At 73.0% G+C, this 23,653-nt stretch carries 24 protein-coding genes and 1 pseudogene; 13 read left to right on the top strand and 12 right to left on the bottom strand.

What is annotated here, in order from left to right; genetic code table 11:
• Window position 1: 1 nt before the first annotated feature.
• From STTU_RS12425 to STTU_RS12460, 8 genes are read right to left on the bottom strand one after another with little or no spacing between them, the layout of a single operon-like run.
• Window positions 2-2,068: an NADH-quinone oxidoreductase subunit L gene (locus STTU_RS12425; protein ID WP_043254990.1), complete on the bottom strand. Its 2,067-nt coding sequence runs from the start codon at window positions 2,066-2,068 to the stop codon at window positions 2-4.
• Complete coding sequence (gene nuoK / locus STTU_RS12430; protein ID WP_007823205.1) at window positions 2,065-2,463, bottom strand: NADH-quinone oxidoreductase subunit NuoK; 399 nt, start codon at window positions 2,461-2,463, stop codon at window positions 2,065-2,067. Before nuoK ends, STTU_RS12425 begins: the two co-directional genes overlap by 4 nt.
• Window positions 2,463-3,242, bottom strand: coding sequence for an NADH-quinone oxidoreductase subunit J (locus STTU_RS12435; protein WP_043254991.1), 780 nt, complete (start codon window positions 3,240-3,242; stop codon window positions 2,463-2,465). Before STTU_RS12435 ends, nuoK begins: the two co-directional genes overlap by 1 nt.
• The gene (locus tag STTU_RS12440) at window positions 3,239-3,817 is read right to left on the bottom strand and encodes a NuoI/complex I 23 kDa subunit family protein (RefSeq protein WP_007823208.1); all 579 of its coding nucleotides are present in this window, start codon (window positions 3,815-3,817) and stop codon (window positions 3,239-3,241) included. Before STTU_RS12440 ends, STTU_RS12435 begins: the two co-directional genes overlap by 4 nt.
• Window positions 3,818-4,786, bottom strand: coding sequence for a complex I subunit 1/NuoH family protein (locus STTU_RS12445; RefSeq protein WP_043254993.1), 969 nt, complete (start codon window positions 4,784-4,786; stop codon window positions 3,818-3,820).
• Complete coding sequence (locus tag STTU_RS12450) at window positions 4,783-6,165, bottom strand: NADH-quinone oxidoreductase subunit C (protein WP_043254995.1); 1,383 nt, start codon at window positions 6,163-6,165, stop codon at window positions 4,783-4,785. Before STTU_RS12450 ends, STTU_RS12445 begins: the two co-directional genes overlap by 4 nt.
• Window positions 6,162-6,776, bottom strand: coding sequence for an NADH-quinone oxidoreductase subunit B (locus tag STTU_RS12455; protein ID WP_010262141.1), 615 nt, complete (start codon window positions 6,774-6,776; stop codon window positions 6,162-6,164). The genes STTU_RS12450 and STTU_RS12455 overlap by 4 nt, the downstream gene beginning before the upstream one ends.
• Window positions 6,767-7,240, bottom strand: a complete 474-nt coding sequence (locus STTU_RS12460; RefSeq protein ID WP_043254997.1) for an NADH-quinone oxidoreductase subunit A — start codon at window positions 7,238-7,240, stop codon at window positions 6,767-6,769. The genes STTU_RS12455 and STTU_RS12460 overlap by 10 nt, the downstream gene beginning before the upstream one ends.
• 225 nt (window positions 7,241-7,465) lie before the next feature.
• Here STTU_RS12460 and STTU_RS12465 point away from each other — a divergent pair, with 225 nt between their 5' ends.
• The 5 genes from STTU_RS12465 to STTU_RS12485 all read left to right on the top strand — a co-directional run bounded on the left by STTU_RS12465 (window position 7,466) and on the right by STTU_RS12485 (window position 14,882).
• Window positions 7,466-8,698: a sensor histidine kinase gene (locus STTU_RS12465; protein WP_007823227.1), complete on the top strand. Its 1,233-nt coding sequence runs from the start codon at window positions 7,466-7,468 to the stop codon at window positions 8,696-8,698.
• Between the two features lie 345 nt (window positions 8,699-9,043).
• A complete protein-coding gene (locus STTU_RS12470; protein WP_007823229.1) occupies window positions 9,044-10,609 on the top strand; it encodes a sensor histidine kinase in 1,566 nt (521 codons plus the stop codon).
• 86 nt (window positions 10,610-10,695) lie between these two features.
• Complete coding sequence (locus tag STTU_RS12475; RefSeq protein WP_009068063.1) at window positions 10,696-11,355, top strand: response regulator transcription factor; 660 nt, start codon at window positions 10,696-10,698, stop codon at window positions 11,353-11,355.
• A gap of 415 nt (window positions 11,356-11,770) precedes the next feature.
• On the top strand, window positions 11,771-13,822 hold the full coding sequence (locus STTU_RS12480; protein ID WP_007823235.1) for a 2-oxoacid:acceptor oxidoreductase subunit alpha: 2,052 nt from the start codon (window positions 11,771-11,773) through the stop codon (window positions 13,820-13,822).
• Window positions 13,815-14,882: a 2-oxoacid:ferredoxin oxidoreductase subunit beta gene (locus STTU_RS12485; protein WP_043255000.1), complete on the top strand. Its 1,068-nt coding sequence runs from the start codon at window positions 13,815-13,817 to the stop codon at window positions 14,880-14,882. The genes STTU_RS12480 and STTU_RS12485 overlap by 8 nt, the downstream gene beginning before the upstream one ends.
• Before the next feature lie 39 nt (window positions 14,883-14,921).
• Here STTU_RS12485 and STTU_RS12490 read toward each other — a convergent pair whose 3' ends face one another.
• Complete coding sequence (locus STTU_RS12490; RefSeq protein ID WP_420713571.1) at window positions 14,922-15,344, bottom strand: winged helix-turn-helix transcriptional regulator; 423 nt, start codon at window positions 15,342-15,344, stop codon at window positions 14,922-14,924.
• Between the two features lie 139 nt (window positions 15,345-15,483).
• Between STTU_RS12490 and STTU_RS12495 the strand changes: the two genes are divergently transcribed.
• The 3 genes from STTU_RS12495 to STTU_RS12505 all read left to right on the top strand — a co-directional run bounded on the left by STTU_RS12495 (window position 15,484) and on the right by STTU_RS12505 (window position 18,381).
• Window positions 15,484-16,350: an SDR family oxidoreductase gene (locus tag STTU_RS12495; protein ID WP_007823241.1), complete on the top strand. Its 867-nt coding sequence runs from the start codon at window positions 15,484-15,486 to the stop codon at window positions 16,348-16,350.
• A gap of 203 nt (window positions 16,351-16,553) precedes the next feature.
• Window positions 16,554-17,630 (top strand): EamA family transporter RarD, encoded by a 1,077-nt coding sequence (rarD, locus tag STTU_RS12500; RefSeq protein ID WP_007823245.1) that lies wholly within the window; start codon window positions 16,554-16,556, stop codon window positions 17,628-17,630.
• Between the two features lie 16 nt (window positions 17,631-17,646).
• Window positions 17,647-18,381: a haloacid dehalogenase type II gene (locus STTU_RS12505; RefSeq protein ID WP_007823247.1), complete on the top strand. Its 735-nt coding sequence runs from the start codon at window positions 17,647-17,649 to the stop codon at window positions 18,379-18,381.
• A gap of 130 nt (window positions 18,382-18,511) precedes the next feature.
• Here STTU_RS12505 and STTU_RS12510 read toward each other — a convergent pair whose 3' ends face one another.
• Window positions 18,512-19,717: a methyltransferase domain-containing protein gene (locus STTU_RS12510; RefSeq protein WP_106432129.1), complete on the bottom strand. Its 1,206-nt coding sequence runs from the start codon at window positions 19,715-19,717 to the stop codon at window positions 18,512-18,514.
• A gap of 388 nt (window positions 19,718-20,105) precedes the next feature.
• Entirely contained in the window at window positions 20,106-20,285 is a 180-nt protein-coding gene (locus STTU_RS12515) for a hypothetical protein (RefSeq protein ID WP_007823252.1), read from the bottom strand.
• 108 nt (window positions 20,286-20,393) lie between these two features.
• Between STTU_RS12515 and STTU_RS12520 the strand changes: the two genes are divergently transcribed.
• The 5 genes and pseudogenes from STTU_RS12520 (at window position 20,394) to STTU_RS12540 (ending at window position 22,497) form a co-directional block, all read left to right on the top strand.
• The gene (locus tag STTU_RS12520; RefSeq protein ID WP_043255002.1) at window positions 20,394-21,230 is read left to right on the top strand and encodes a helix-turn-helix domain-containing protein; all 837 of its coding nucleotides are present in this window, start codon (window positions 20,394-20,396) and stop codon (window positions 21,228-21,230) included.
• Window positions 21,227-21,430: a DUF397 domain-containing protein gene (locus STTU_RS12525; RefSeq protein WP_043255004.1), complete on the top strand. Its 204-nt coding sequence runs from the start codon at window positions 21,227-21,229 to the stop codon at window positions 21,428-21,430. The genes STTU_RS12520 and STTU_RS12525 overlap by 4 nt, the downstream gene beginning before the upstream one ends.
• Window positions 21,431-21,542: 112 nt before the next feature.
• A complete protein-coding gene (locus STTU_RS12530; protein WP_043255005.1) occupies window positions 21,543-21,785 on the top strand; it encodes a DUF397 domain-containing protein in 243 nt (80 codons plus the stop codon).
• A gap of 112 nt (window positions 21,786-21,897) precedes the next feature.
• Window positions 21,898-22,140: a DUF397 domain-containing protein gene (locus STTU_RS12535; protein WP_007823257.1), complete on the top strand. Its 243-nt coding sequence runs from the start codon at window positions 21,898-21,900 to the stop codon at window positions 22,138-22,140.
• A gap of 112 nt (window positions 22,141-22,252) precedes the next feature.
• Window positions 22,253-22,497: pseudogene (locus STTU_RS12540) on the top strand (DUF397 domain-containing protein).
• Between the two features lie 158 nt (window positions 22,498-22,655).
• Here the strand turns inward: STTU_RS12540 and STTU_RS12545 are convergent.
• Window positions 22,656-23,327: a helix-turn-helix transcriptional regulator gene (locus STTU_RS12545; RefSeq protein WP_007823261.1), complete on the bottom strand. Its 672-nt coding sequence runs from the start codon at window positions 23,325-23,327 to the stop codon at window positions 22,656-22,658.
• Window positions 23,328-23,653 lie beyond the last annotated feature (326 nt).

The raw sequence follows: 23,653 nt of genomic DNA on the forward strand, positions 1-23,653 counted from the left end.
TTCAGGCTCCCGCCGCGTAGAGGACGACCGCGCAGGTCAGGAGGGCGGCTGCGGCGATCAGCGCGCCCAGGTACGTCTGGATGTTGCCGGTCTGGGCGCGCCGTGCGGCGGCGCCCAGGAGCTTGGGGAGTGCGGCGGCGGCGCGGACGTAGGTGTCGACGACGGCCGTGTCCAGGAAGCGGACGAGCTTGGCGCCTGCCCGGACGGGGGTGACGGCGAGCGCGCTGTGGAGCCGGTCGAGGTGGAAGCCGGTGGCCGCGTGGCGGTGGAGGCCGCCGAGGAGGAGGCGGCCCGGGTCGGCGGGGTCCTCGGTGCCGCCGGGGGCGCCGTAGGCGGCGGGGCGGCTCGCGATGGCCTGGGCCTCGGTGCGGCCCGCGTCGCCCTCGGGGTCGGCGGCGACGGCGCCGAGCGGGTAGCGCGCGGCGAGGGCCTTGGTGTGGCGCCAGGCGGCGTAGGTGAGGAGGCCGCCGACGAGGGCGACGCCGGTGCCGAGGACGGAGGTGGTGAGCGTCGGCGCGAGGTCGCGGCCGTCGAACCAGTCGGGGAGGGCCCAGGCGGTGAGGCCGAAGAGGAAGGTGGGGATCGCGAGGAGCCAGAGGACGGCGTTCATGACGCGGGGGGTCCCGGGGTGGCCGTGGGCGGGGGCGGACGCGGTGGCCTCGCGGGCGACCCCTGAGGCTGCGGAGGCTTCGGCGGCCTCGCGCGCTTCGGCGGCTTCGGGTGTCTCGCGTGCGCCCAGGAGGAGCCACAAGCGGGTCGCGTAGGCGCCGGTGAGGAGGGCGGTGGCGAGTCCGGCGACGAGGACGAGCCAGCCGGCGGCGGTGGGGATGCCGTGGGCGTGCCCGGTGGCGGCGTGCTCGGCGGCGCCGAGCACGGCCTCCTTGGAGAAGAAGCCGGTGAACGGGGGGATCGCGGCGAGCGCGAGGAGCGCGACCGTCATCGTCCAGTAGGCGTCGAGGACGGCGCGGCGCAGGCCCGGCATCCGGGACATGGCCGCGAGCGAGTTCGTCCCCGCGGCGTGGATGACGACGCCCGCCGCGAGGAAGAGGAGCGCCTTGAAGGCGCCGTGCGAGAGGAGGTGGAAGACGGCGGCGCCCCGGTCGCCGACGGCGAGGGCGCCGGTCATGTAGCCGAGCTGGCCCGCGGTCGAGTAGGCGAGGACGCGCTTGATGTCGTCCTGGGCGAGCGCGGCGAGCCCGGAGCCGACCATCGTCACGGCGGCGAGGACGGCGAGGACGACGAGCGCGGCGGCGGAGGAGGTGAAGACGGGCAGGAGGCGGGCGACGAGGTAGACCCCGGCGGCGACCATCGTCGCCGCGTGGATGAGCGCGGAGACGGGCGTGGGCCCGGCCATCGCGTCGGGGAGCCACGTGTGCAGCGGGAACTGCGCGGACTTGCCGACGACGCCGCACAGCAGGAGCAGCGCGATGAGCGTGGGGTGGTCGAGCCCGCCGTGGGTGACGGCGTGCAGGACCTCGGTGATGCGGAAGGAGCCGGTGTCGGCGGCGAGCGCGAAGAGGCCGAAGAGGAAGGGGACGTCGCCGAGCTTGGTGACGAGGAACGCCTTGAGCGAGGCGGAGCGGGCCTCGGGGGTCTCCCAGTAGTGCCCGATGAGGAAGTACGAGCAGATGCCCATGACCTCCCAGCCGACGAGCAGCACCATGAGGTCGCCGGAGTAGACGACGAGGAGCATCGCGGAGGTGAAGAGCGAGACGAGCGCGGCGTACGAGGAGTAGCGGGGGTCCTCGCGGAGGTAGCCGGTCGAGTAGAGCTGCACGCACGTCGAGACGACGGTGACGAGGACCGCGACGAGGACGGCGAAGCCGTCGAGGTGGAGGGCGAGGTCGACGGGGGCGGCGCCGGTCGGGGTGAGCCGGGTCGCGGCGTCGATCGTCGCGCCGCCGCCCTGGCGGACGGCGACGAGGACGGCGAGCACGGCGCTCGCGGCGGCGGGCAGGACGGCGAGGGGGCGTACGAGCCCCGCGGCACCGCGCCCGATGAGCAGCCCGGCGATCCCGCCGAGGAACGGCAGGAGGGGGACGAGAACGGCGAGGGTCGTGGTGTTCACGCGGCTGCTCCGGGGGTGCGCGTGCCGGGGGCGGCCGGGTCCGTGCTGCCGGGACCTTCGGGGGCCCCGGGGTCCTCGGGGCCGTACGGGGGCTCGGCGGTGTCGCGCAGGGCGTCGACGGCGATCGTGCCCCTCGCGCGGTACACGGCGAGGACGACGGCGAGACCGATGCCGATCTCGGCGGCGGCGATCGCGATGGTGAAGAGGGTGAGCGCCTGGCCCGCGTGGAGGGTGTCGCGGAGCCAGACGTCGAAGGCGACGAGGTCGAGGTTGACGGCGTTGAGCATCAGCTCGACGGACATCAGCACGAGGATCGCGTTGCGCCGCGCGAGCACCCCGTACACCCCGGTGCAGAAGAGGAGGGCCGAGAGCACGGCCGGATAGACGAGATGCATCAGCGCGACTCCTCCGGACGCGGGGCCTGCGGCGGCGTGTCCGTCCCCGTGGGCGAGGTACCCGTGGGCGAGGTACCCGTGGGCGAGGTACCCGCCGCCTTGCGTGACGTGCCCGTACGGAACGTCCCGGCCCCCGTACGCGAGGTCCCCGCCCCCCGCGCCGTCCCCGCCCTCGTGCGCGGGCGCGGCTTCGGCTTGCGCGGCGGGGTGCCGCCGTCGTCGCGCCTGCGGGAGAGGACGATCGCGCCGACCAGGGCGGCGAGGAGGAGGACCGAGAGGGCTTCGAAGGGGAGGACCCAGTGGCGGAAGAGGAAGGCTCCCGTGACGGCCGTGGTGCCCTGCGGGTGTGCGCCGTCGAGGTGGATGTACGTCGTGCGGAAGGCGTCCGTGACGACCCAGACGAGGCCCGCCGCGGCCAGGAGCGCGACGGCGGCGGCGAGCGGGCGGTTCCTGGAGTCGGCGTCGTCGGAGCGGCCGATCGGGGCGCGCGTCAGCATGAGGCCGAAGAGGAGCAGGACGACGACCGAGCCCACATAGATGAGGACCTGCACCCACGCGATGAACTCCGCCGTGAGCAGCAGGTACTCGACCGCGAGGCCGCCGAGCGTCACGACGAGCCACAGCGCGGCGTGCACGAGCTGCTTCGTCGTGACGGTGACGAGCGCGGCGCCGAAGGTCAGCAGGCCGAAGAGGACGAAGGCGATCTCGACGCCGGTCGGGGAGAGGAAGCCCTGCGGGGCGGTGCCCGTCGCGGGCGCTGCGGCCAGGAGCGTGATCACGGGCGCGGCTCCTCACCCGTCGCGGGGTGCGCGCCCCCGGACCGTACCGGCGCGGCGGACTCCGCCTTCTCGGCGGCCTTGCGCGCCGCCACCAGTTCCTTCGGCTCCTCCGCCGCCGGGTCCACGGCCGGGGGCTCGGGGACCGTCCACATCCACTCGCGGAGCTTGTCGCGCTCGTGCGTGAGCTCGTGGATGTCCGTCTCCGCGTACTCGAACTCGGGGGACCAGAACAGCGCGTCGAAGGGGCAGACCTCGATGCAGATGCCGCAGTACATACAGAGCGAGAAATCGATGGCGAAGCGGTCGAGGACGTTGCGGCTGCGCTCGCGCCCGCCGGGCGCGGCCGGGGGCACCGTCTCCTTGTGCGAGTCGATGTAGATGCACCAGTCGGGGCACTCGCGCGCGCACAGCATGCAGACCGTGCAGTTCTCCTCGAAGAGCCCGATGACGCCCCGGCTGCGCGGGGGCAGCGGCGGGAGCGTGTCGGGGTACTGCGCGGTGACGGACTTGCGCGTCATCGTGCGGAGGGTGACGGCGAGGCCCTTGGCCAGACCCGTGCCGGGAATCGGGGGCATCTAGGAGATCACCACTTTGACGACGCCGGTGAGGGCGATCTGGGCGAGGGCGAGCGGGACGAGCAGCGTCCAGGAGAGCTTCTGGAGCTGGTCCTCGCGGAGACGGGGGTAGCTGACGCGCAGCCAGATGACGACGAAGGCGAGCAGCGCCGTCTTCAGGAGCGTCCACAGCCAGCCGAGGCCGTCGCCGCCGAAGGGGCCGTGCCAGCCGCCGAGGAAGAGGACGGTCGTGAGGCCGCACAGGATGACGATCCCGGCGTACTCGGCGAGCAGGAAGAGCGCGAAGCGCAGGCCGGTGTACTCCGTGTACGCGCCGAAGATGATCTCCGAGTCGGCGACCGGCATGTCGAACGGCGGCCGTTGCAGCTCCGCGAGCCCGGCGACGAAGAAGACGAAGGCCCCGATGATCTGCCAGGGCACCCACCACCAGTGGAACGCGCCGAGGATGCCGGGCAGCGAGACCGTGCCCGCCGCCATCGCGACGGACGCGGCGGCGAGGAGCATCGGGAGTTCGTAGGACAGGAGTTGCGCGGCGGTACGGAGGCCGCCGAGCAACGAGAACTTGTTCGCCGAGGCCCAGCCGGCCATGAGTGAGCCGAGCACGCCGACGCCCATGACGGCGAGCGCGAAGAAGATGCCCGCGTCCACGACGGTGCCGACCGCGCTGTCCCCGGGCCCGACCGGGACCACGAGCAGCACGAGGAGGTACGGGAGCAGCGCGACGGCGGGCGCGAGCCGGAAGATCCGCCGGTCCGCGTCGGCCGGGACGATGTCCTCCTTCTGCGCGAACTTCACCCCGTCCGCCATGAGCTGGGCCCAGCCGTGGAACCCACCGGCGAACATGGGCCCGAGCCGCCCCTGCATGTGCGCCATGACCTTGTGCTCGGCCTGCCCGACGGCGAGCGGCAGCACGAGGAACCCGGCGAAGACAAGGACGAGTCGCAGGGCGTCACCGAGGACGTCGTTCACGCGGGCTCGCCTCCGGCGGGGTTCTCGGGACGGGGGTCTTGGGTCGGGGGGTCTTCGGTCGGGACGTCTTCGGGGCGGGGGACCTGGGGATCTTGAGGGCCGGGGCCCTCGGAACGCGGGCCCTCGGGCCCACCCTCCTCGGAACGATGCCCCTCGGAACGCCCGTCCTCGGCGCCGGGCTCCTCAGCCCGAGACTCCTCGGTCCCGGGCTCCTCGCTCCGAGGCTCCTCGGTTCCAGGCTCCTCGGTTCCAGGCTCCTCAGCCGGAGTTTTCCCGGCACGTGACGCGGCATCGGCTTCGGTACCAGCCTCAGCGCCACGGGTGCCCGCCTCGGCGCCAGGGGTGCCGGTACGAGGTTTCTCCCGCTCCCCCGCCGCCTCCCCGCTCGGCCGCGTGTCCTCGAAGGCCGGGCGTGCGTGGTGCCAGGGGGCGTCGGGGCTGCCCGCCGGGGTCGCGCCGCTCTCGGTGGTCTCGCGGCGCTGCGTCGCGGAGCCCTCGGAGGCGGTACGGGAGCGGCGCGCGGGGGCGGGGCCCGGCTCCGTCCGCTGCGTCGCCGAACCCTCCGAGGCCGTACGCGAGCGGCGGGCCGGGGCGGCGCCCGGCTCCTCGCGCTGTGATGCCGACCCGGCCGAGGCCGAGCGGCTGCGGCGGGCCGGGGCGCCTTCCCCCGCGCCCGCGCCCGGCGTGGCCCCCGTACCCGGCCCGGCACCCGTACCCGGCCCGGCACCCGTACCCGTACGCGCCGCCGCTCCCGTACCCGCCGCCGCTCCCCCGGCCGTGCGGGTGCGGCGGGCAGGGCGGGCGGGTGCCTCGGGGAGCTGGCCCTTCGAGGGGCCCCACTCGTTGGGGTCGGGGACGCCCGGCGGCAGCATCTGGCGCCGCTTAGGGGTGCCGTGGCCCGATTCGCCCGGTTCCTTAGCGCCCGGCCATGCCTTCGCGACGCGCGCCGCGAGGACGAAGTCCTTGCGCAGGGGGTGGCCCTCGAAGGTCTCCGGGAGCAGGAGCGGGGTCAGGCCCGGGTGGCCCTCGAAGCGCAGGCCGAACATCTCGTGCGTCTCGCGTTCGTGCCAGGCGGCGCCCGCGTAGACGCCGACGGCCGAGGCGAGTGCGGGCGTCTCGTGGGGCACGGTCGTGCGGAGCAGCAGGCGCCGCACGGGAGCGAGCGCGACGACGTGCGCGCATACCCGGAAGCCCGTACCGGGTTCGTCGACGGCCGAGAGCCAGTCGAAGTACGTGCAGCCCAGGATCCGGCGGGCCGTGTCGAGCGAGGCCGTCCACGCGTCCGCCGGGACGTCGACGGTCAGCAGGCCGTACGCCTCCTCGGCGCTCGCGCCCGTGCCGAAGACCTCCTCGGCCGCTCCCGGGAGCCAGCCGGTCACCGCTCCCCCTCCGGCGGCTTGACGAGCCCGCTGCGGAGCGCGGCCACCGGGGCGCGGCGCCCGTACCGCTCGGCGGGCGACTCGTGCGCGATCTTCTCCTGGAGCTTGAGGATGCCCTGCAGCAGCGCCTCGGGGCGGGGCGGGCAGCCCGGCACGTACACGTCGACGGGGATGATCTGGTCGACGCCCTTCGTGACGGAGTACGAGTCCCAGTACGGGCCGCCGCAGTTGGAGCAGGCGCCGAAGGAGATGACGTACTTCGGCTCGGGCATCTGCTCGTACAGGCGCTTGACCGCGGGGGCCATCTTGTCCGTGACGGTGCCCGAGACGACCATCAGGTCGGCCTGGCGGGGGCCCGGCGCGAAGGGGATGACGCCGAGGCGGATGAAGTCGTGGCGGGACATCGACGCGGCGATGAACTCGATCGCGCAGCAGGCGAGGCCGAAGTTGAAGACCCACAGGCTGTAGCGGCGGCCCCAGTTGAGGACGACCTTCATGGGCTGCGGGGCGAGCCGCGAGAGCACGCCCGTCGTCCCGGCGGGCGGCGCGGTGGGGTCGGGGAGGTCCACGGGGGCCGGAACGGCGGTGGTGGGCACAGGGGTCACGTCCATTCCAGGACGCCCTTCTTCCAGGCGTAGAGGAGTCCGATGGCGAGGAAGCCGAGGAAGACGAACATCTCGACGAGCGTCGTCGCCCCGTAGCCGGGCGCGGCGAAGACCGTGGCCCAGGGGAAGAGGAAGATCGAGTCCACGGCGAAGATCACGTAGAGGAACGCGTAGACGTAGTAGCGGACCTGGGTGTGCGCCCAGCCCTCGCCGACCGGGTCGACCCCGCACTCGTACGTCAGGAACTTCTCGCGTGTCGGCACGACGGGCCGCAGCAGGCGCCCGGCCGCGAAGGCGAAGGCCACGAAGAGCACCCCGGCGGCGGTGATGACGCCGACGAGCGTGTACGCGTGGAAGTAGCCGGAGGCGAGGGAGACGGCGCCGCCGTGCTCACTCAGGGAAACCCCGGAGGTACCGGGGGGGACACCGTGCGCACTCGGGGGAACAGCCGGGGGACTCAGATGTTCCACCACGTCCGTCCTCCACTCCGCCGGTTCCCGCCGCCTGGTCTGGCCCGCTCCGTGCCCGCACGGGCACCCACGGGAGTCTAGGGCCTGCTAAAGAAACGGTAAGCAGTGAGGTCCGGGGCGGAAGCGGACCGATGGCGGGGGCGGTGGGGACGGTGGGGATTTCCCCCCTCCCCCGGTCCGGGCGACCTCATGGCGTCCGTCACGGCGAACGGGCAGGCTGGGGCCATGACCGCATCGGTGACCTCCCAGGACCAGCGCGACCCCGGCGCTCCGCCCCCCGTGGGCCTCGCCTACCGGGGGGCGACGTGGAAGGAGTTCGCGCACCTGCTGGCCAATCTCCCGGCCACCGTCCTCGGCTTCCTCTACAGCGTCCTGTTCGTCTCGCTCGGGGTCGGGCTCGCCGTGACGGTCATCGGCCTGCCCGTGCTCGTCCTCGGTCTGCGCGGGGCGCGGCTCCTTGGCAGCGCGGAGCGGGGGCGGGCGCGGCGGCTGCTCGGGGTGCGGATCGACGAGCCGAGCCCGATCCCGCGCGGCGGCGGCAGCGGCGGCGGGGTGCTCGGGCGGCTGTGGGACGGCGTGAAGGACCCGGTGGGGTGGCGCGCCGCGCTGTACTCGGTGATCCGGCTGCCGTGGGGCATCGTCACGTTCACGGTGTCGCTGGTGTCGTTCTTCGCGCTGTGGCCCGTGCTCGGTTATCTCGTACGGGGCATGGCGAACGCGGACCGGGCGATGGTCCGGGGGCTGCTCTCGCCCTCGGACGAGCTGGAGCGCCGCATCGCGGAACTGGAGTCGGGGCGCGGCGTCGTGGTCGACACGGCGGCGGCGGACCTGCGGCGCATCGAGCGCGATCTGCACGACGGGGCGCAGGCGCGGCTCGTGGCGCTCGCGATGGGCCTCGGGCTCGCGAAGGAGAAGGTCATCGAGGACCCCGAGGCGGCGGCGCTCATGGTCGAGGAGGCGCACGGCGAGGTGAAGCTCGCCCTGCAGGAGCTGCGCGACCTCGCACGCGGCATCCACCCGGCCGTCCTGACCGACCGGGGCCTCGACGCGGCGCTCTCGGCGGTCGCGGCGCGCTGCACCGTGCCGGTACGGGTCGAGGTGGACCTGCGGCAGCGGCCCGCCGAGGCGATCGAGGGCATCGCGTACTTCACCGTCTCCGAGCTGCTCCAGAACGTGAGCAAGCACAGCGGGGCGCGGACGGCGGCGGTCGAGGTGTGGCGCGCGAGCGACCGGCTGCTCCTCCAGGTGCACGACGACGGGCACGGGGGCGCCTCGCTCGACGGCGGTACGGGGATGGCGGGCCTCGCCGAGCGCCTCGGCGCGGTCGACGGCCTCTTCGTCATCAACTCCCCGCGCGGCGGTCCCACGACGATCACGGCCGAACTCCCGTGGCGGGACCGGGGCGACGACCGCGCGGGACGGCGCGTGACAGGACGGCGGGGCGGCGGGGAGCGGTAGGCCCGGGGGCGGCGGGGCCGGTACCGGGTTCGCTTGCGCGCTCGCCGGGACGCCCGGGGGGGCCCGGGTCGCCCGTTGTCCCAGGGCTTCGCGTGCGCGCTCGCCGGGTCGCCCGGGGCCAGCTCAGGCCGCCCCTCGTCCCGGCGGACGGCGTGCCGGGGCCGCTGGGGGCGGCGCCGACCGTGCTGCTGCCGGTTCCTGACCTCGTGCTCGGCGGCCGTGACCTGCTGGTCGGGGAACCGGGGGCGGGGTGGGGATAACCCCCCTCCCGAGAGACCGATCCCCCACATGTCCCCGGGCGCCCGCACTCGCCATCCTGGAAGGGAAGCGAGAGGAGGCGTCCGGATGACGGCAGGGACGTGGTTCGACAAGGACGGACCGGGCGGAGGCCGCGAGCCGCAGGGCTCCGGCACGCACCCGGGTGGTTCCGGCACGTACGCGCCCGGCGGCGCGATCCCCGGGCGCGGCGCGGACCCGCACGACAGCCACGGCAGCGACAGCCACGACCGCTACGACCGCGACGGCTGGCCCCTCGTGGCGCAGCCCGGACCGCGCGAGCCGGTCCCCGACGGCCGCACGCCGCTCGCGCGGGCCCTGACCGCGCCGGTGAGCGCGCGGTTCCGGCGGGAGCTGCTGTACCTGGTGGTGAGCCTGCCGCTGTCGGTGGTCGTCTTCAGCTGGGCCATGATGATGTTCTGGCTCGGGGCCGGGCTGCTCGTGACGTTCGTCGGCGTGCCGGTGCTCGCGGTGCTGCTCGCCTCGGTGCGCGGCCTCGCGCACATGGAGCGGGGCCTCGCGCGGGGGCTGCTGCGGACCCGGGTGCCCGGGGCGCGGCCCGTGCGGCACAAGCGGCACTCGCCGCTCGGGTGGATGGGCGCGCTGCTCAAGAGCGGCGAGTCCTGGCGCAACCTGCTCTTCGCCTTCCTGCACTTCCCGTGGACGTCCTTCGCCACGACGCTCGCGCTCACGGTGTGGGCGGGCGGCCTCTCGCTGCTCACGTACCCGGTGTGGATGTGGTTCGTCCCGAGCCACGTGGGCCGTGACGGCATCCAGGTCTACGGGGACGCGTCCCGCGCCGAGTACCTCGACGCCCCCTGGGAGATCGCGCTGACGTGCGCGGCCGGGCTCGTGCTCACGCTGCTCGCGCCGTGGCTCGTGCGGGGCCTGACGACCGTGGACGGGATGCTCGTACGGGGGCTGCTCGGGCCCTCGCGCCTGGCGAGCCGCGTCGACGAGCTGGAGTCGGACCGGGGCGTCGTGGTCGACACGGCGGCGGCCGACCTGCGCCGCATCGAACGCGACCTGCACGACGGGGCGCAGGCGCGGCTCGTGGCGCTCGCGATGGATCTCGGGCTCGCGAAGGAGAAGCTTCTCGAAGACCCGGAGACGGGGGCGCGGCTCGTCGCTGAGGCGCACGGCGAGGTGAAGACGGCGCTGCAGGAGCTGCGCGATCTCGCGCGCGGCATCCACCCCGCCGTCCTGACCGACCGGGGCCTCGACGCGGCGCTCTCGGCGGTCGCGGCCCGCTGCACGGTCCCGGTCTCCGTCGAGGTGGACCTCGAGGAGCGGCCCGCCGAGGCGATCGAGGGCATCGCGTACTTCACCGTCTCGGAACTGCTCCAGAACATCAGCAAGCACAGCGGGGCCCGCGTGGCCGCCGTCGAGGTGTGGCGCGCGGAGGGCCGGCTGCTCGTGCAGGTGCGCGACGACGGTACGGGGGGTGCCTCGCTGCACGGCGGTACGGGGCTCGCCGGGCTCTCGGACCGGCTCGACGCGGTCGACGGCGTCCTCCTCGTCGACTCGCCGCCCGGGGGGCCGACGACGATCACCGCCGAGCTGCCGTGGACGGCCAGGAGCGGCAGGAAGGCGGCCGGGGCGGGCGCCGGGTCCCCGAGGAGCGCCGCTTCCTGAAATGCTGTCCCCCGTAGGGATTCCGACTGCGGGGGAACGTGGCAGAAGTGGCAGACATGGCAGAGGCAGCGGCGGGAGCGGCGAAGGTGCGGGTCGTCATCGCGGAGGACTCCGTCCTCCTGCGCGAGGGCCTGACCCGGCTCCTGACCGACGCCAGGCACGAGGTCGTGGCGGGGGTCGGGGACGGCGAGGCGCTCGTGAAGACGGTGCGGGACCTCGCGGAGCAGTCCGCGCTCCCGGACGTCGTCGTCGCGGACGTGCGGATGCCCCCGACGCACACCGACGAGGGCGTGCGCGCCGCCGTCGCGCTCCGCAAGGCGTACCCGGCGCTCGGGGTGCTCGTGCTCTCGCAGTACGTCGAGGAGCAGTACGCGACCGAGCTGCTCGCCGGGTCGAGCCGGGGCGTCGGCTACCTGCTGAAGGACCGGGTCGCGGACGTGCGGGAGTTCGTGGACGCCGTGGACCGGGTCGCGGGCGGCGGCACCGCGCTCGACCCGGAGGTGGTCGCCCAGCTCCTCGGCCGCTCCCGCAAGCAGGACGTGCTCGCGAACCTGACGCCGCGCGAGCGGGAGGTGCTGGCGCTGATGGCGGAGGGCCGGACGAACTCGGCGGTCGCGAAGGCGCTCGTGGTGAGCGACGGGGCGGTCGAGAAGCACGTGAGCAACATCTTCATGAAGCTGGGGCTCTCGCCGAGCGAGGGCGACCACCGCAGGGTGCTCGCGGTGCTCACGTACCTGCGCTCGTAGGAACGGGGGCGATCGCTGGGCGGTCCCGAGACGGCCTGAGGGCGGTCCCGAGACGGCCCGGGGGCGGCCCTGAGGGTGGTCTCCGGGCGGTTGCCTAGGCCAAAAGAACCAGACATTTCCGCCTCGGGTCGCTCCCGGGGCGGAGAGTCGAAGAAAAACAGCACGAAACAGGCAGATTTGTCCCTGCCGATTGCGGAAAGGGCCCGGACCAGGCATTCCACGGTTGCCCCTGCGGGGTCGCCGGGCCGCCCAGGATATGACCCGTCCCGGGAAGGGGACCCTTACCGACGTAGGCTGTGCCGCAGGGACAGTGCCGGTCCGCCGGTACGCACACAGGCACAGCAGCAACGGCCACGAAACGCCCCCGCCGGCCCTGGCGGGAGCCGCCACCGCCTCGACGGGAGGTCCACTTCCAGTGACCAGCCAGGTCAGCAGCCCAGCCGGGCCGTCCGACGGCGCGGTCGTCGGCGAGCCGCGTCCCACGGACGCGCCGCAGGCCCCCGCAGCCGCCACCAGCACGGACGCGTCGCAGGCCCCCGCCCCCGTGACGGACGTACTCGAAGGGCCCGAGCCCGACACCGAGCGCCTGGCGGCGCCCGCGCAGTCCGGCGCGAAGGAGGTCCGCAAGCTGGACCGCGTGATCATCCGCTTCGCGGGTGACTCGGGGGACGGCATGCAGCTCACGGGTGACCGCTTCACCTCCGAGACCGCCTCCTTCGGCAACGACCTCTCGACGCTGCCGAACTTCCCGGCCGAGATCCGCGCCCCCGCGGGCACCCTGCCGGGCGTCTCGTCCTTCCAGCTCCACTTCGCCGACCACGACATCCTCACGCCCGGCGACGCGCCCGACGTCCTGGTCGCGATGAACCCGGCGGCGCTGAAGGCGAACCTGGCGGACGTGCCGCGCGGCGCCGAGATCATCGTCAACACGGACGAGTTCACCAAGCGCGCGATGCAGAAGGTCGGCTGGGACGCGTCCCCGCTCGACGACGGCACCCTCGACGGCTACAGCGTCCACCCGGTGCCGCTCACGACACTGACGGTCGAGGCGCTCAAGGACTACGACCTGTCCCGCAAGGACGCGGGCCGCAGCAAGAACATGTTCGCGCTGGGCCTGCTGAGCTGGATGTACCACCGGCCCACCGAGGGCACGGAGAAGTTTCTGCGCGCCAAGTTCGCGAAGCGCCCCGAGATCGCCGAGGCGAACCTCACGGCCTTCCGCGCGGGCTGGAACTTCGGCGAGACGACCGAGGACTTCGCGGTCTCGTACGAGGTCGCCCCGGCCACGACCGCGTTCCCGACCGGCACGTACCGCAACATCTCGGGGAACCTGGCGCTCGCCTACGGCCTCATCGCGGCCTCCCGGCAGGCCGAGCTGCCGCTGTACCTGGGCTCGTACCCGATCACTCCCGCCTCCGACATCCTGCACGAGCTGAGCAAGCACAAGAACTTCGGCGTGCGCAGCTTCCAGGCGGAGGACGAGATCGCGGGCATCGGCGCCGCGCTCGGCGCGGCCTTCGGCGGCAGCCTCGCGGTCACGACGACGTCGGGCCCGGGTGTGGCGCTGAAGTCGGAGACGATCGGCCTCGCCGTGTCGCTCGAACTCCCGCTGCTCATCGTCGACATCCAGCGCGGGGGCCCCTCCACGGGCCTGCCGACGAAGACTGAGCAGGCCGACCTGCTCCAGGCGATGTACGGGCGCAACGGCGAGGCCCCGGTGCCGATCGTCGCGCCCCGTACCCCCGCCGACTGCTTCGACGCGGCGATCGACGCGGCGCGCATCGCGCTCACGTACCGCACGCCCGTCTTCCTCCTCTCGGACGGCTACCTCGCCAACGGCTCCGAGCCCTGGCGCATCCCCGAGGCCGAGGAACTGCCCGACCTGACGACCCCGTTCGCGACCGGGTTCAACCACGAACTCGCCGACGGCACCGAGGTCTTCTGGCCCTACAAGCGCGACCCCGAGACGCTCGCGCGCCCGTGGGCCGTGCCCGGTACGCCCGGTCTCGAACACCGCATCGGCGGCATCGAGAAGCAGGACGGCACGGGCAACATCTCCTACGACCCGGCGAACCACGAGTTCATGGTCCGCACGCGCCAGGCGAAGATCGACGGCGTGCGCGTCCCGGACATCGAGGTGGACGACCCGGGGAACGAGGCGCGCACACTCGTGCTCGGCTGGGGCTCGACGTACGGGCCGATCACGGCGGCGGTACGGCGGCTGCGCGTCGCGGGCGAGAGCATCGCGCAGGCCCACCTGCGCCACCTCAACCCCTTCCCCGCGAACCTCGGCGAGGTCCTGCGGTCGTACGAGAAGGTCGTCGTCCCCGAGATGAACCTCGGCCAGCTCGCGACCCTCCTGCGCGCCAAGTACCTCGTGGACGCGCGGTCCTACAACCAGGTCAACGGAATGCCGTTCAAGGCGGAACAGCTCGCGACGGCGCTCAAGGAGGTCATCGATGACTGAGACCACGCAGGCGCCCGCGGGTCCGCTCTCGCTCTCGCTCGTGCCCAAGGCCGAGGCGAAGCAGTCCATGAAGGACTTCAAGTCGGACCAGGAGGTCCGCTGGTGCCCCGGCTGCGGGGACTACGCGGTGCTCGCGGCCGTGCAGGGCTTCATGCCCTCGCTCGGGCTCGCGAAGGAGAACATCGTGTTCGTGTCGGGCATCGGCTGCTCCAGCCGCTTCCCGTACTACATGAACACCTACGGGATGCACTCGATCCACGGCCGCGCCCCGGCCATCGCGACCGGGCTCGCCTCCTCGCGGCAGGACCTGAGCGTGTGGGTCGTCACGGGGGACGGCGACGCCCTCTCGATCGGCGGCAACCACCTCATCCACGCGCTGCGCCGCAACGTGAACCTGAAGATCCTGCTCTTCAACAACCGGATCTACGGGCTCACCAAGGGCCAGTACTCGCCGACCTCCGAGATCGGCAAGATCACCAAGTCCACGCCGATGGGCTCGCTCGACAACCCCTTCAACCCCGTCTCGCTCGCCCTCGGCGCCGAGGCGACGTTCGTGGCGCGCACGGTCGACTCCGACCGCCAGCACCTGACGAGCGTCCTGAAGGCGGCGGCGGAGCACCCGGGCACGGCGCTCGTGGAGATCTACCAGAACTGCAACATCTTCAACGACGGCGCCTTCGAGGTCCTGAAGGACAAGGACACGGCGGCGGAGGCCGTGATCCGGCTGGAGCACGGGCAGCCGATCCGCTTCGGCACGAAGGGCGTCGTACGGGACCACGCGTCCGGCGACCTGCGGGTGGTCGACGTGACGCCGGAGAACGAGGCGGACGTCCTGGTCCACGACGCCCACCGCGAGACGGCCACGGCGGCGTACGCGCTGTCGCGCCTGGCCGACCCGACGACCCTGCACCAGACCCCGATCGGGATCTTCCGGGACGTCGAACGCCCCGTCTACGACACGCTGATGGCGGAGCAGCTCGACGCGGCCGTCTCGGAGCACGGCAAGGGCGACCTGTCCGCGCTCCTGGCGGGCAAGGACACCTGGACCGTGGTGGGCTGACGCCCACCCCCCGAGCGGAGCCCCGGGGTACTCCGCTCCTCACACGCCGGAGGGACTTTCCCCGTCCCTCCGGCGTTCGTCGTACGCGGCCCTGGCCTCCTCCACCCCGGAGACCTGCCGCTCACTCCACCGCGCCAGGTCGAAGACCTGCTGAGCCGCCTCGCGTCCACTCGCGGTGAGCGAGTACTCCACGTGCGGCGGCACGACCGCCTTCGCCTCCCGCAGGACGAAGCCGTCCCGCTCCAGCGTCTGGAGCGTCTGCGCGAGCATCTTCTCGCTCACGCCCCCCACCGTGCGCCGCAGCTCGCTGAACCGGTACGTCCGCGCGAGCAACGCGGCGAGCACGAGCACGGCCCACCGCGAGGTCACGTGCTCCAGGATGCCGCGCGAGGGGCACATCGCCCGGTTGACGTCCGGCGGCCCCTGCGCGATCGCCCCGCTCCCGCCGAGCAGCTCCGCCATCTCCGCACTCACTGTCATGGCAGTACCTTACTCCAAAGTGGGTACTTTCGTTTGGTTAGTGTGCACCGTAGGCTGAGCGCGGAGCACAAGCGGCTCATATCGCACAGCATCACCTCACGTACCGCGAAAGGCACATCTCATGAGCATCGTCGTCACCGGCGCCACCGGGCAGCTCGGCCGTCTCGTCATCGCGGGCCTCCTGGAGAAGGTCCCCGCGAGCGAGATCGCGGCCGTGGTCCGGGGCGAGGAGAAGGGCGCGGAGTTCGCGGCGAAGGGCATCGAGCTGCGGGTCGCCGACTACGACAGGCCGGAGACGCTGAAGGACGCCTTCCGCGCGGGCGACCGCGTGCTCTTCATCTCGGGCAGCGAGGTCGGCAAGCGCGCCGCGCAGCACACGGCCGTGGTCGGGGCCGCGAAGGAGGCGGGCGTCGCCCAGCTCGCGTACACGGGCGTCCTCGGCGGCCCGGAGGCCGATTTCGCGCTCGCCGAGGAGCACAAGGTCACCGAGCGGGCGATCCTCGACGCGGGCGTCCCGTACACCTTCCTGCGCAACGGCTGGTACGACGACATGTACATCGCCCAGCTCCCCGTGTACCTCGCGAACGGCGCCGTGCTCGGCAGCTCGGGCGAGGGCCGGATCGCCCCCGCTCCCCGCGAGGACTACGCCGCGGCGGCCGTCGCGGTGCTCACGGGTGAGGGGCACCTGAACCAGGCGTACGAGCTGAGCGGCGACGTCGCGTGGACGATGAGCGAGTTCGCGGCCGAGATCGCGCGCCAGTCCGGCAAGCCGGTCGTGTTCACGAACGTCGCTCCCGAGCAGTACCGGCAGGTGCTGCTCGGCGCGGGCCTGCCCGAGCCGATGGCGGAGATCCTGACGGACGTCGAGAGCGCCATCGAGCGCGGCCTGCTCGCGGGGACCACCCACGACCTCTCCCGCCTCATCGGCCGCGGGACCACCCCGATCGCGGACTCGATCGCGGCGGGGCTCAAGAAGCTGGAGGGCTGAGCGACACCCGGAGGGCCCCGGCCCGCCCCTGACGGACGACTCCGTTCCGACCCGCGCCCCCGCCGGACGGCCCGCGCCCCAGGGGTGCGGGCCGTCCTGTCATGACCGTAGGCCGATACGGGAATGACAAGCCGCGCCGCTCCCGTTACCTTCCCGACGGGGGCGGCGGCAGGGCGCCGGCCCGTGACCGGACGGGGACAGCGATGGCCGCACCACAGGACACCACTCCAGCCGCCGAGAGCACCTCGCGTGCCGGGCTCTCCTACGGATTCGGCGCCTACGGCATCTGGGGCCTGGTCCCGCTCTTCTGGCCGCTGCTCAAGCCGGCCGGGGCGGGCGAGATCCTTGCGCACCGCATGGTGTGGTCGCTCGGCGTCGTCGCGATCCTGCTGCTCTGCATACGCCGCTGGGCGTGGGCGGGCGAGCTGCTGCGCGACCCGCGCCGCCTCGGGCTCGTCGCGGTCGCGGCGGCCGTGATCACGGTCAACTGGGGCTTCTACATCTGGGCGGTCAACGCGGGCCACGTCGTGGAGGCGTCGCTCGGGTACTTCATCAATCCGCTCGTGAGCATCGCGCTCGGCGTGCTGCTCCTCGGAGAACGCCTGCGGCCGGCGCAGTGGGTCGCGGTGGCGACGGGCGTGGCATCGGTGCTCGTCCTCGCGATCGGCTACGGGAAGCCGCCGTGGATCTCGCTGATGCTCGCCTTCTCGTTCGGCGCCTACGGGCTGGCGAAGAAGAAGGTCAACCTCGGCGGGATCGAGTCGCTCGCCGCCGAGACCGCCCTCCAGTTCCTGCCCGCGCTGGGCTTCCTGATCTGGCTCGGCGCACGGGGCGAGGCGACGTTCACGGGCGAGGGCGCGGGCCACGCGGCGCTCCTCGCCTCGACCGGGATCATCACGGCGGTGCCGCTCGTCTTCTTCGGCGCCGCGGCGATCCGCGTGCCGCTCTCGACGCTGGGCCTGCTCCAGTACCTGGCCCCGGTCTTCCAGTTCGGCCTGGGCATCTTCTACTTCCACGAGGAGATGCCGGCCGCACGCTGGGCGGGCTTCGGGCTCGTGTGGATCGCGCTGGTCCTGCTCACGTGGGACGCGCTGCGCACGGCCCGCGCCAACCGCCGCACGGCGGAGCGGCTGCGCACGGCGGTGCGCGAGGCGAAGGCGGTACGGAACCCGGCGGGGGCGGAGACGGTACGGGAGGCGGCCGGGACGGAGCCCGTACGGGACCCGGCGGCGGAGGCGCCCGTACGGGATCGCGCCGCGCGCCCGGTGCGGGAGGCGTGAACCGGCGCGGCGCGGGATGAAGGGCCGGAAGCCGGGAACACTCGACGCCATGGCTGATCACGAGATCGACGCGGCGCGGGACATCGACGCCCTCGTCTTCGACGTCCTCGGCACGCTCGTGGACGACGTGGCGGGAATCCGCACCGGAATCGGCGAGCTGACGACGGACGCGGCGGAGGCGGAGCGGCTGTTCGCGCTGTGGCAGGAGCACACGGACACCGAGCAGCGCCGGATGATGGCCGGGCAGCGGCCCTACCTTCCGGCCGACGCGCTCGACATGGAGACGGCGGGGGTGGTCGCGGCGGCGGCCGGGCTGGACGACGACGTCGCGGCGGTGGCGGCGCTCGCGCGCACGGCGCACGCGCTCGCGCCGTTCCCGGACAGCGTCGCGGGGCTCGACCGGCTCGCCCGCCGCTTCCCGCTCATCGCCCTGTCGAACGCGAGCCGCGCGGAACTGCTCGGCATCACGGTGCGGGCGGGGCTGCGCTGGCACCTGGCGCTCTCCACGGAGGAGGCGCGCACGTTCAAGCCGGACCCGCCCGCGTACGAACTCGCGCTCGCGGCGGCGGGCCGCCCGCCGGAGCGGGTCCTGATGGTCGCGGCGCACGCCTGGGACCTGCGCGGCGCGCAGAGCCTCGGGATGCGGACGGCGTACGTGCACAGGGACGAGCGCGAGGCTCCGGGCCCGGACGACCGCTTCGACGTCACGGCGGCGGACTTCACCGAGCTGGCGGACCGACTGCTGGGATAGCGGGGACGGGAGCGGCCGGGGGCTTCCCCCGGCCGACTCGCGGCGCCCCCGCCGCCCCTACGTTCCCCGGCCGACTCGCGGCGCCCCCGCCGCCCCTACGTTCCCCGGCCGACTCGCGGCGCCCCCGCCTCTACGTCCCGCCGCCCACCCCCCAGCCCCGCCCCTCGTCCCCCAGCCAGGCCCGCGCCCCCTGCGCGTCCACCGTCAGCCCGAACTCCCCGTACCCCGGCCGCCCGGCCGTCTGCCACCAGCGGTAGGCCGCCTCCACCTCGTGCCACAGCTTCCGCTCCCCGTACTGGAGGACGGTCGACTCCGCGTCGGGCCGCAGCACCAGGCACGCCCACGAGCCGGTGCCGCCCGTGTCGTGGAACCACACGGGACGGCTGCCGTCGAGCTGCACCGTCGGCGCGACCGCCGTCGCGCAGCGCGGCACGCGCAGGCCGAGCGCGAACCGCGCGCTGCCGAGCAGGTCCGAATCGAGGATGTCGGTGCCGATCCACGCCGAGGAGCGGTGCGCCTTGGCCCCGGTCTCGCGCAGGTACTCGGCCCGCGCACCCCCGCGCCAGCGCTGCCCGCGCGCCCGCGTGCACTCGACGGGCCGCAGGAAGCGCCCGCTCGCCGAACGCCCGTCCCGGCTCACGCGCAGCGCCACGAGCACGTCCGCCGAGCAGAAGTTCGTCCCCCACGGCAGCACGATGAGCGCCCCGGGCGCGCTCTGCTCGATCCACGCGTACGGGACCTCGCGCAGCCCGCAACAGGACACGATCCGGTCGTACGGGGCCTGCGTGGTGTGCCCCGAGAGCCCGTCGCCGACGCGCACCTCCGGGTTGAGCCCGAAGCGGCGCAAGCGCTGGCGCGCGAGCGCGGCCACGGACTCGTCGATCTCGAAGCTCGTCACGGCGGGCACGCTGAGCCGGTGCGCGAGCAGCGCCGTCGTCCACCCCGTGCCCGTACCGACCTCCAGGACCCTCCCGACGCCCTCACCGAGGCGGAGGTCGGCGAGCAGCCCGAAGACGACGGACGGCCCGAGCGCGGTCGAGGTCGCGAGGCGTCCCGGCGTCAGCCCCGTGTGCTCGCCGTCATCCCACTGGGTGACGATCGGCGCATCGCTGTCCGCGTACCCGTACCACGTGGCAGGGTCCCTGCTGCGCGACACCGGTACGTGCGACCGCTGTTCGGCGTCCCACGGCCACATGAGGGGCGGCAGGAAGGCGGCGCGCGGCACCTCCTCGTAGGCGTCCCGCCAGTCCGGCGCGAGGACCCCCGTCGCGCTCATCCGCCGCCCGAGCCGCAGTCTCGCGTCCCGCTCCGCGCTGCCCCGCTCGCTCGTCACCACGACCGCTCGACCTCCGTACGCTCGTACGGGTACGCGTGCGCGGCACGGCGGCGGACCGGTGGTGGGGGCATGACGGCACCTCTGTCTCTGGCTGAAGGGCACCCGTGGGGGATGTGAGTCAAACGCCGGAAAGGGCTTCCGGGGCACGGCACCGCCGAGGAACCACCCACCCCGCCGCGCGTTGACGCGGGGCCCGGCGGCTCACCGGGGGCACGGATGTACGGCGGCGGGGCGACGGGACCGCCGAGGTGAGCGCTCCGGGGCGCCTCCGCGCGGCGACTGTGCGGAAGGTAGCGGCGGTACGGGCCGCAGGCGGCCGATGTCCCGGCGGCGGTACGGGCACGGAGCGGCCTCCCCCTTCCCCGGCGGGTCCGCTGACCTGCGCGGCTCACCGCCGTGTGAACCCGTGCGGGTGCCGCGCGATGAGGACGCGGCAGTCGACGGCGCGGGAGTGGTCACCGGCGGCGGTGGCCGCCCGCTCCTCCGCGCGGAGGCGGTCGCAGAGGCGGCAGGGAAGGTCGGATTCGGGGGACTCGGGCGGGCGTTCGTGGACGAGGCGCAGGGTCATGACGGTTCCTCTCCGTGGCGGTTTGGCTACCGGGGAGGTACACGGTGACCTAGCGTGGAGAACTACTCAACGTTGTGCCAACGGGTGGAAGGTGGAGGGGAACGCCCCTTGAACATCAAGAAGCTGAACCCGGACGCGGGGCCTTACGCGGCCTACGGAGCGCGTTTGCGCAAGGTACGGCAGGAGCTGGGACTGCGACAGAAGGACGTGGCAACACGGGTGGGCTACGCCGAGTCGCACATGTCCGGCGTGGAAATCGCCGCGAAGAAACCAACACTCAATTTCTCGGTGGCGCTTGACACCGCACTCGGACTCACGAACACCGAGCGGTCGTTCGAGCGCGAGTGGCGGAACATCACGTTCGGGGCCTTGCTGGAGGGGTTCCCCGAGTACCTGAAGCTCGAAGGGCGGGCGGTGGAGGTCCGAGCTTTCGAAACCGGCATAGTCCCAGGGCTGCTCCAGACTCCTGAATATGCCAGAGCACTGGCAGAAGCCGCAGTTCGGCGCGGTGCGATCACTGCGGAACTGGCGGAGCAACGTCTCCGTGCGCTGGCCGAACGCCAACAAGCCGTGCAGGGCGAGCGTCCGCCCATGATCTTCGCGGTACTGGACGAGAGCTGCATCCGCCGCACTATCGGCGGCTCGGAAGCTATGAAGGCTCAGCTACGTCACTTGGTGGGCTTCGCGGCCCTCCCCAATACCGTCCTTCAGATCGTTCCCTTCTCTGTCGGGGAACGGCGTCCGCTCGACCTGCTCACCAATCTGCTCACGCTCCCGGATCGCGGCATCGTCTCGTACGCGGAGTCACAGACACAGGGACACCTTGATCGCGAAATCACCTCCGTCGCCGCCTTGATGACCGCCTACCATCAGGCACAGGCCGTGTCGCTTTCGCAAGCGGAGACTGTGGCCTTGATCGAACAGGCTGAAAGGGAACACCCGTGAGTAACGCTCCCCGCTGGTTCAAGTCCTCGTACAGCAACAACGGCGGAAGCTGCGTCGAGGTCGCCACCAACCTCGTCCCCGCCCACGGCATCGTCCCGGTCCGTGATTCCAAGAACCCCGGCGGCCCCTCCCTCGCCCTCCACACGTCCGCCTTCGCCGGGTTCGTCTCCGGTGTGAAGCGTGGCGACTTCGACGTCTGAGCCAACCTTCCGCGTCCCGAAGCCCCGTCGCCCCGCGCAGGACGGGGCTTCGCGCTGTGCGGGGTGGGGCATACCTCCCGGCAGGGCTCAACTCGACGTGCTGGAGGCCGGGATGGCGGAGTGGCGCAAGTCCACGTACAGCGACAACGGTGGGAGCTGCGTGGAAGCGGCGGCGGACTGGCGTACGTCCACGTACAGCAACAACGGGGGCCAGTGTGTGGAGGTCGCCACCAACACCCCCCACACCATCCCCGTCCGCGACTCGAAGAACCCGGCAGGACCACACCTCTGCCTCACCCCCACCGCCTTCACCACCTTCGTGGCAAGCGTGCAGCGCGGCACCTTCGACCTCTGAGCCGAGACCGTCAGCCCCCCGAAGCGCCACAACCGGCGGACACCGCTTCGCGCTGCACGAGGTGGGGCATACCTCCGAGGACCGGGTACAACCGAGCACGTAGGAGGCCAGGATGGCGGAGTGGCGCAAGTCCACGTACAGCGACAACGGAGGCGACTGCGTGGAGGCGGCGGCGAACTGGCGTACGTCCTCGTACAGCGACAACGGCGGCACGTGCGTGGAGGTCGCCACCAACACCCCCCACACCATCCCCCTCCGCGACTCCAAGAACCCCACAGGCCCCCACCTCCACCTCACCCCCACCGCCTTCACCACCTTCGTGGCAAGCGTGCAGCGCGGCACCTTCGACCTCTGAGACGAGACCGTCAGCCCCCCGAAGCGCCACAACCGGCGGACACCGCTTCGCGCTGCACGAGGTGGGGCATACCTCCGAGGACCGGGTACAACCCAGCACGCAGGAGGCCGCGATGGCGGAGTGGCGCAAGTCCACGTACAGCAACAACGGAGGCGCCTGTGTGGAGGCGGCTGCCGAGTGGCGTGCGTCCTCGTACAGCGACAACGGCGGTCAGTGTGTGGAGGTCGCCACCAACAGCCCCACACGATCCCCGTCCGCGACTCCAAGAACCCCTCCGGCCCCCACCTCCGCCTCACCCCCTCCGCCTTCACCGCCTTCGTGACGAGCGTGCAGCGCGAGGAGTTCGGGGCGGCCTGAGCCCCCGCTGCCCCGGAGGGCCCGGCACGTCCGATGCGTTCGAGAACGCCATCGCGTCGCGGTCTCCGGGAGGGCGGGGCACGTACCTTCGCGCTCGGCGGGACGCGGCCCGTGGGCGGGCATCCCGGAGCCGTGGGACGCCGACCGGAGGGAAGCGCTCAGCGGTTCTCCTCGGCCAGCAGGTGGCCGAGCGGGAGGCCGGTCAACGCCCTTACCTCGCGAGCGAGGTGGGCTTGGTCGGCATAGCCCGTGCGGTGGGCGACCTGGGCGAAGGGGAGGCCGGTGCGGGCACGGTCGAGGGCGCGGCCGAGGCGCAGGATGCGGGCGAGGGTCTTCGGGCCGTAGCCGAAGGCGTCCAGGCAGCGGCGGCGCAAGTGGCGCTCACTCAGGGCCAGTTCGCGCGCGAGGTCAGCGACCGCGAGGCCGCACCGGACCCCGGCGAGCACCGCCTCCGGCACTCGGTCGCGCGCGATCCGTCCGTACAGGGCCGAGGCGGCCACCGCCTCCAGCGAGGCTGCGCGGTCGGCGGACTCCCCGACGCGCTCGGCGAGTTCCCGTGCCCTCCGCTGCGGCCACAGGTCCGCCAACGGCACCCGCAGGTCACGCAACTCCCCGGCGGGAACGCCCAGTACGGACGGTGCCGCGCCCGGAGGAAACCGCACCGCCTCGTACACCTCACCGGCCCGTACGGGCGTCACGTGCGCGGTCGTGTCCGGGCCCGCGACGAGCAGGCGGCCACCGGCCCACATCAGGTCCATGCAGGCGTCCGGCAGAACGCGGACGTGCGCGTCGGCGCTCTGCCGCCGCGACCACAGCACCGCCCCCGGCACGACCGAAGAACCCCGCTCCCGATACACCCCCCAGTATCGACCGGAAACTCCACCGGATGGCGCCGCGCTCCCCGAACAGCGGAACCCGCCCTCGCGACTACGGGCGCCACCTCGCCCCGTGCAAGCCGATTCCGTACGACCGACGCGTCCGCCACCGAGCGCCTGGAGTGCGCGGCGTGAGCCACGCTGTGACCCAAGCGGCCGGCATCCCGGTCGAGCGGTTCTCCGCGACGGGCGCTTCCCCGCCTTGCCGACGCTCTTGGAGCCGGGCGCCCCCGCTCCGCTCGTCCACCCACCTTCCGTGCGCGGAGATGGTCGCGGGTGGA

It is taken from the genome of Streptomyces sp. Tu6071 (assembly GCF_000213055.1).
Classification (GTDB): domain Bacteria; phylum Actinomycetota; class Actinomycetes; order Streptomycetales; family Streptomycetaceae; genus Streptomyces; species Streptomyces evansiae.

Excerpts from the sequence above, each read along its gene's own strand:
- nuoK (WP_007823205.1), bottom strand. The coding sequence starts at position 2,463 with ATGCATCTCGTCTATCCGGCCGTGCTCTCGGCCCTCCTCTTCTGCACC.
- STTU_RS12440 (WP_007823208.1), bottom strand. The coding sequence starts at position 3,817 with ATGCCCCCGATTCCCGGCACGGGTCTGGCCAAGGGCCTCGCCGTCACC.
- STTU_RS12455 (WP_010262141.1), bottom strand. The coding sequence starts at position 6,776 with ATGGACGTGACCCCTGTGCCCACCACCGCCGTTCCGGCCCCCGTGGAC.
- STTU_RS12465 (WP_007823227.1), top strand. The coding sequence starts at position 7,466 with ATGACCGCATCGGTGACCTCCCAGGACCAGCGCGACCCCGGCGCTCCG.
- STTU_RS12470 (WP_007823229.1), top strand. The coding sequence starts at position 9,044 with ATGACGGCAGGGACGTGGTTCGACAAGGACGGACCGGGCGGAGGCCGC.
- STTU_RS12485 (WP_043255000.1), top strand. The coding sequence starts at position 13,815 with ATGACTGAGACCACGCAGGCGCCCGCGGGTCCGCTCTCGCTCTCGCTC.
- STTU_RS12490 (WP_420713571.1), bottom strand. The coding sequence starts at position 15,344 with ATGGCGGAGCTGCTCGGCGGGAGCGGGGCGATCGCGCAGGGGCCGCCG.
- STTU_RS12495 (WP_007823241.1), top strand. The coding sequence starts at position 15,484 with ATGAGCATCGTCGTCACCGGCGCCACCGGGCAGCTCGGCCGTCTCGTC.
- rarD (WP_007823245.1), top strand. The coding sequence starts at position 16,554 with ATGGCCGCACCACAGGACACCACTCCAGCCGCCGAGAGCACCTCGCGT.
- STTU_RS12505 (WP_007823247.1), top strand. The coding sequence starts at position 17,647 with ATGAAGGGCCGGAAGCCGGGAACACTCGACGCCATGGCTGATCACGAG.
- STTU_RS12515 (WP_007823252.1), bottom strand. The coding sequence starts at position 20,285 with ATGACCCTGCGCCTCGTCCACGAACGCCCGCCCGAGTCCCCCGAATCC.
- STTU_RS12530 (WP_043255005.1), top strand. The coding sequence starts at position 21,543 with ATGGCGGAGTGGCGCAAGTCCACGTACAGCGACAACGGTGGGAGCTGC.
- STTU_RS12535 (WP_007823257.1), top strand. The coding sequence starts at position 21,898 with ATGGCGGAGTGGCGCAAGTCCACGTACAGCGACAACGGAGGCGACTGC.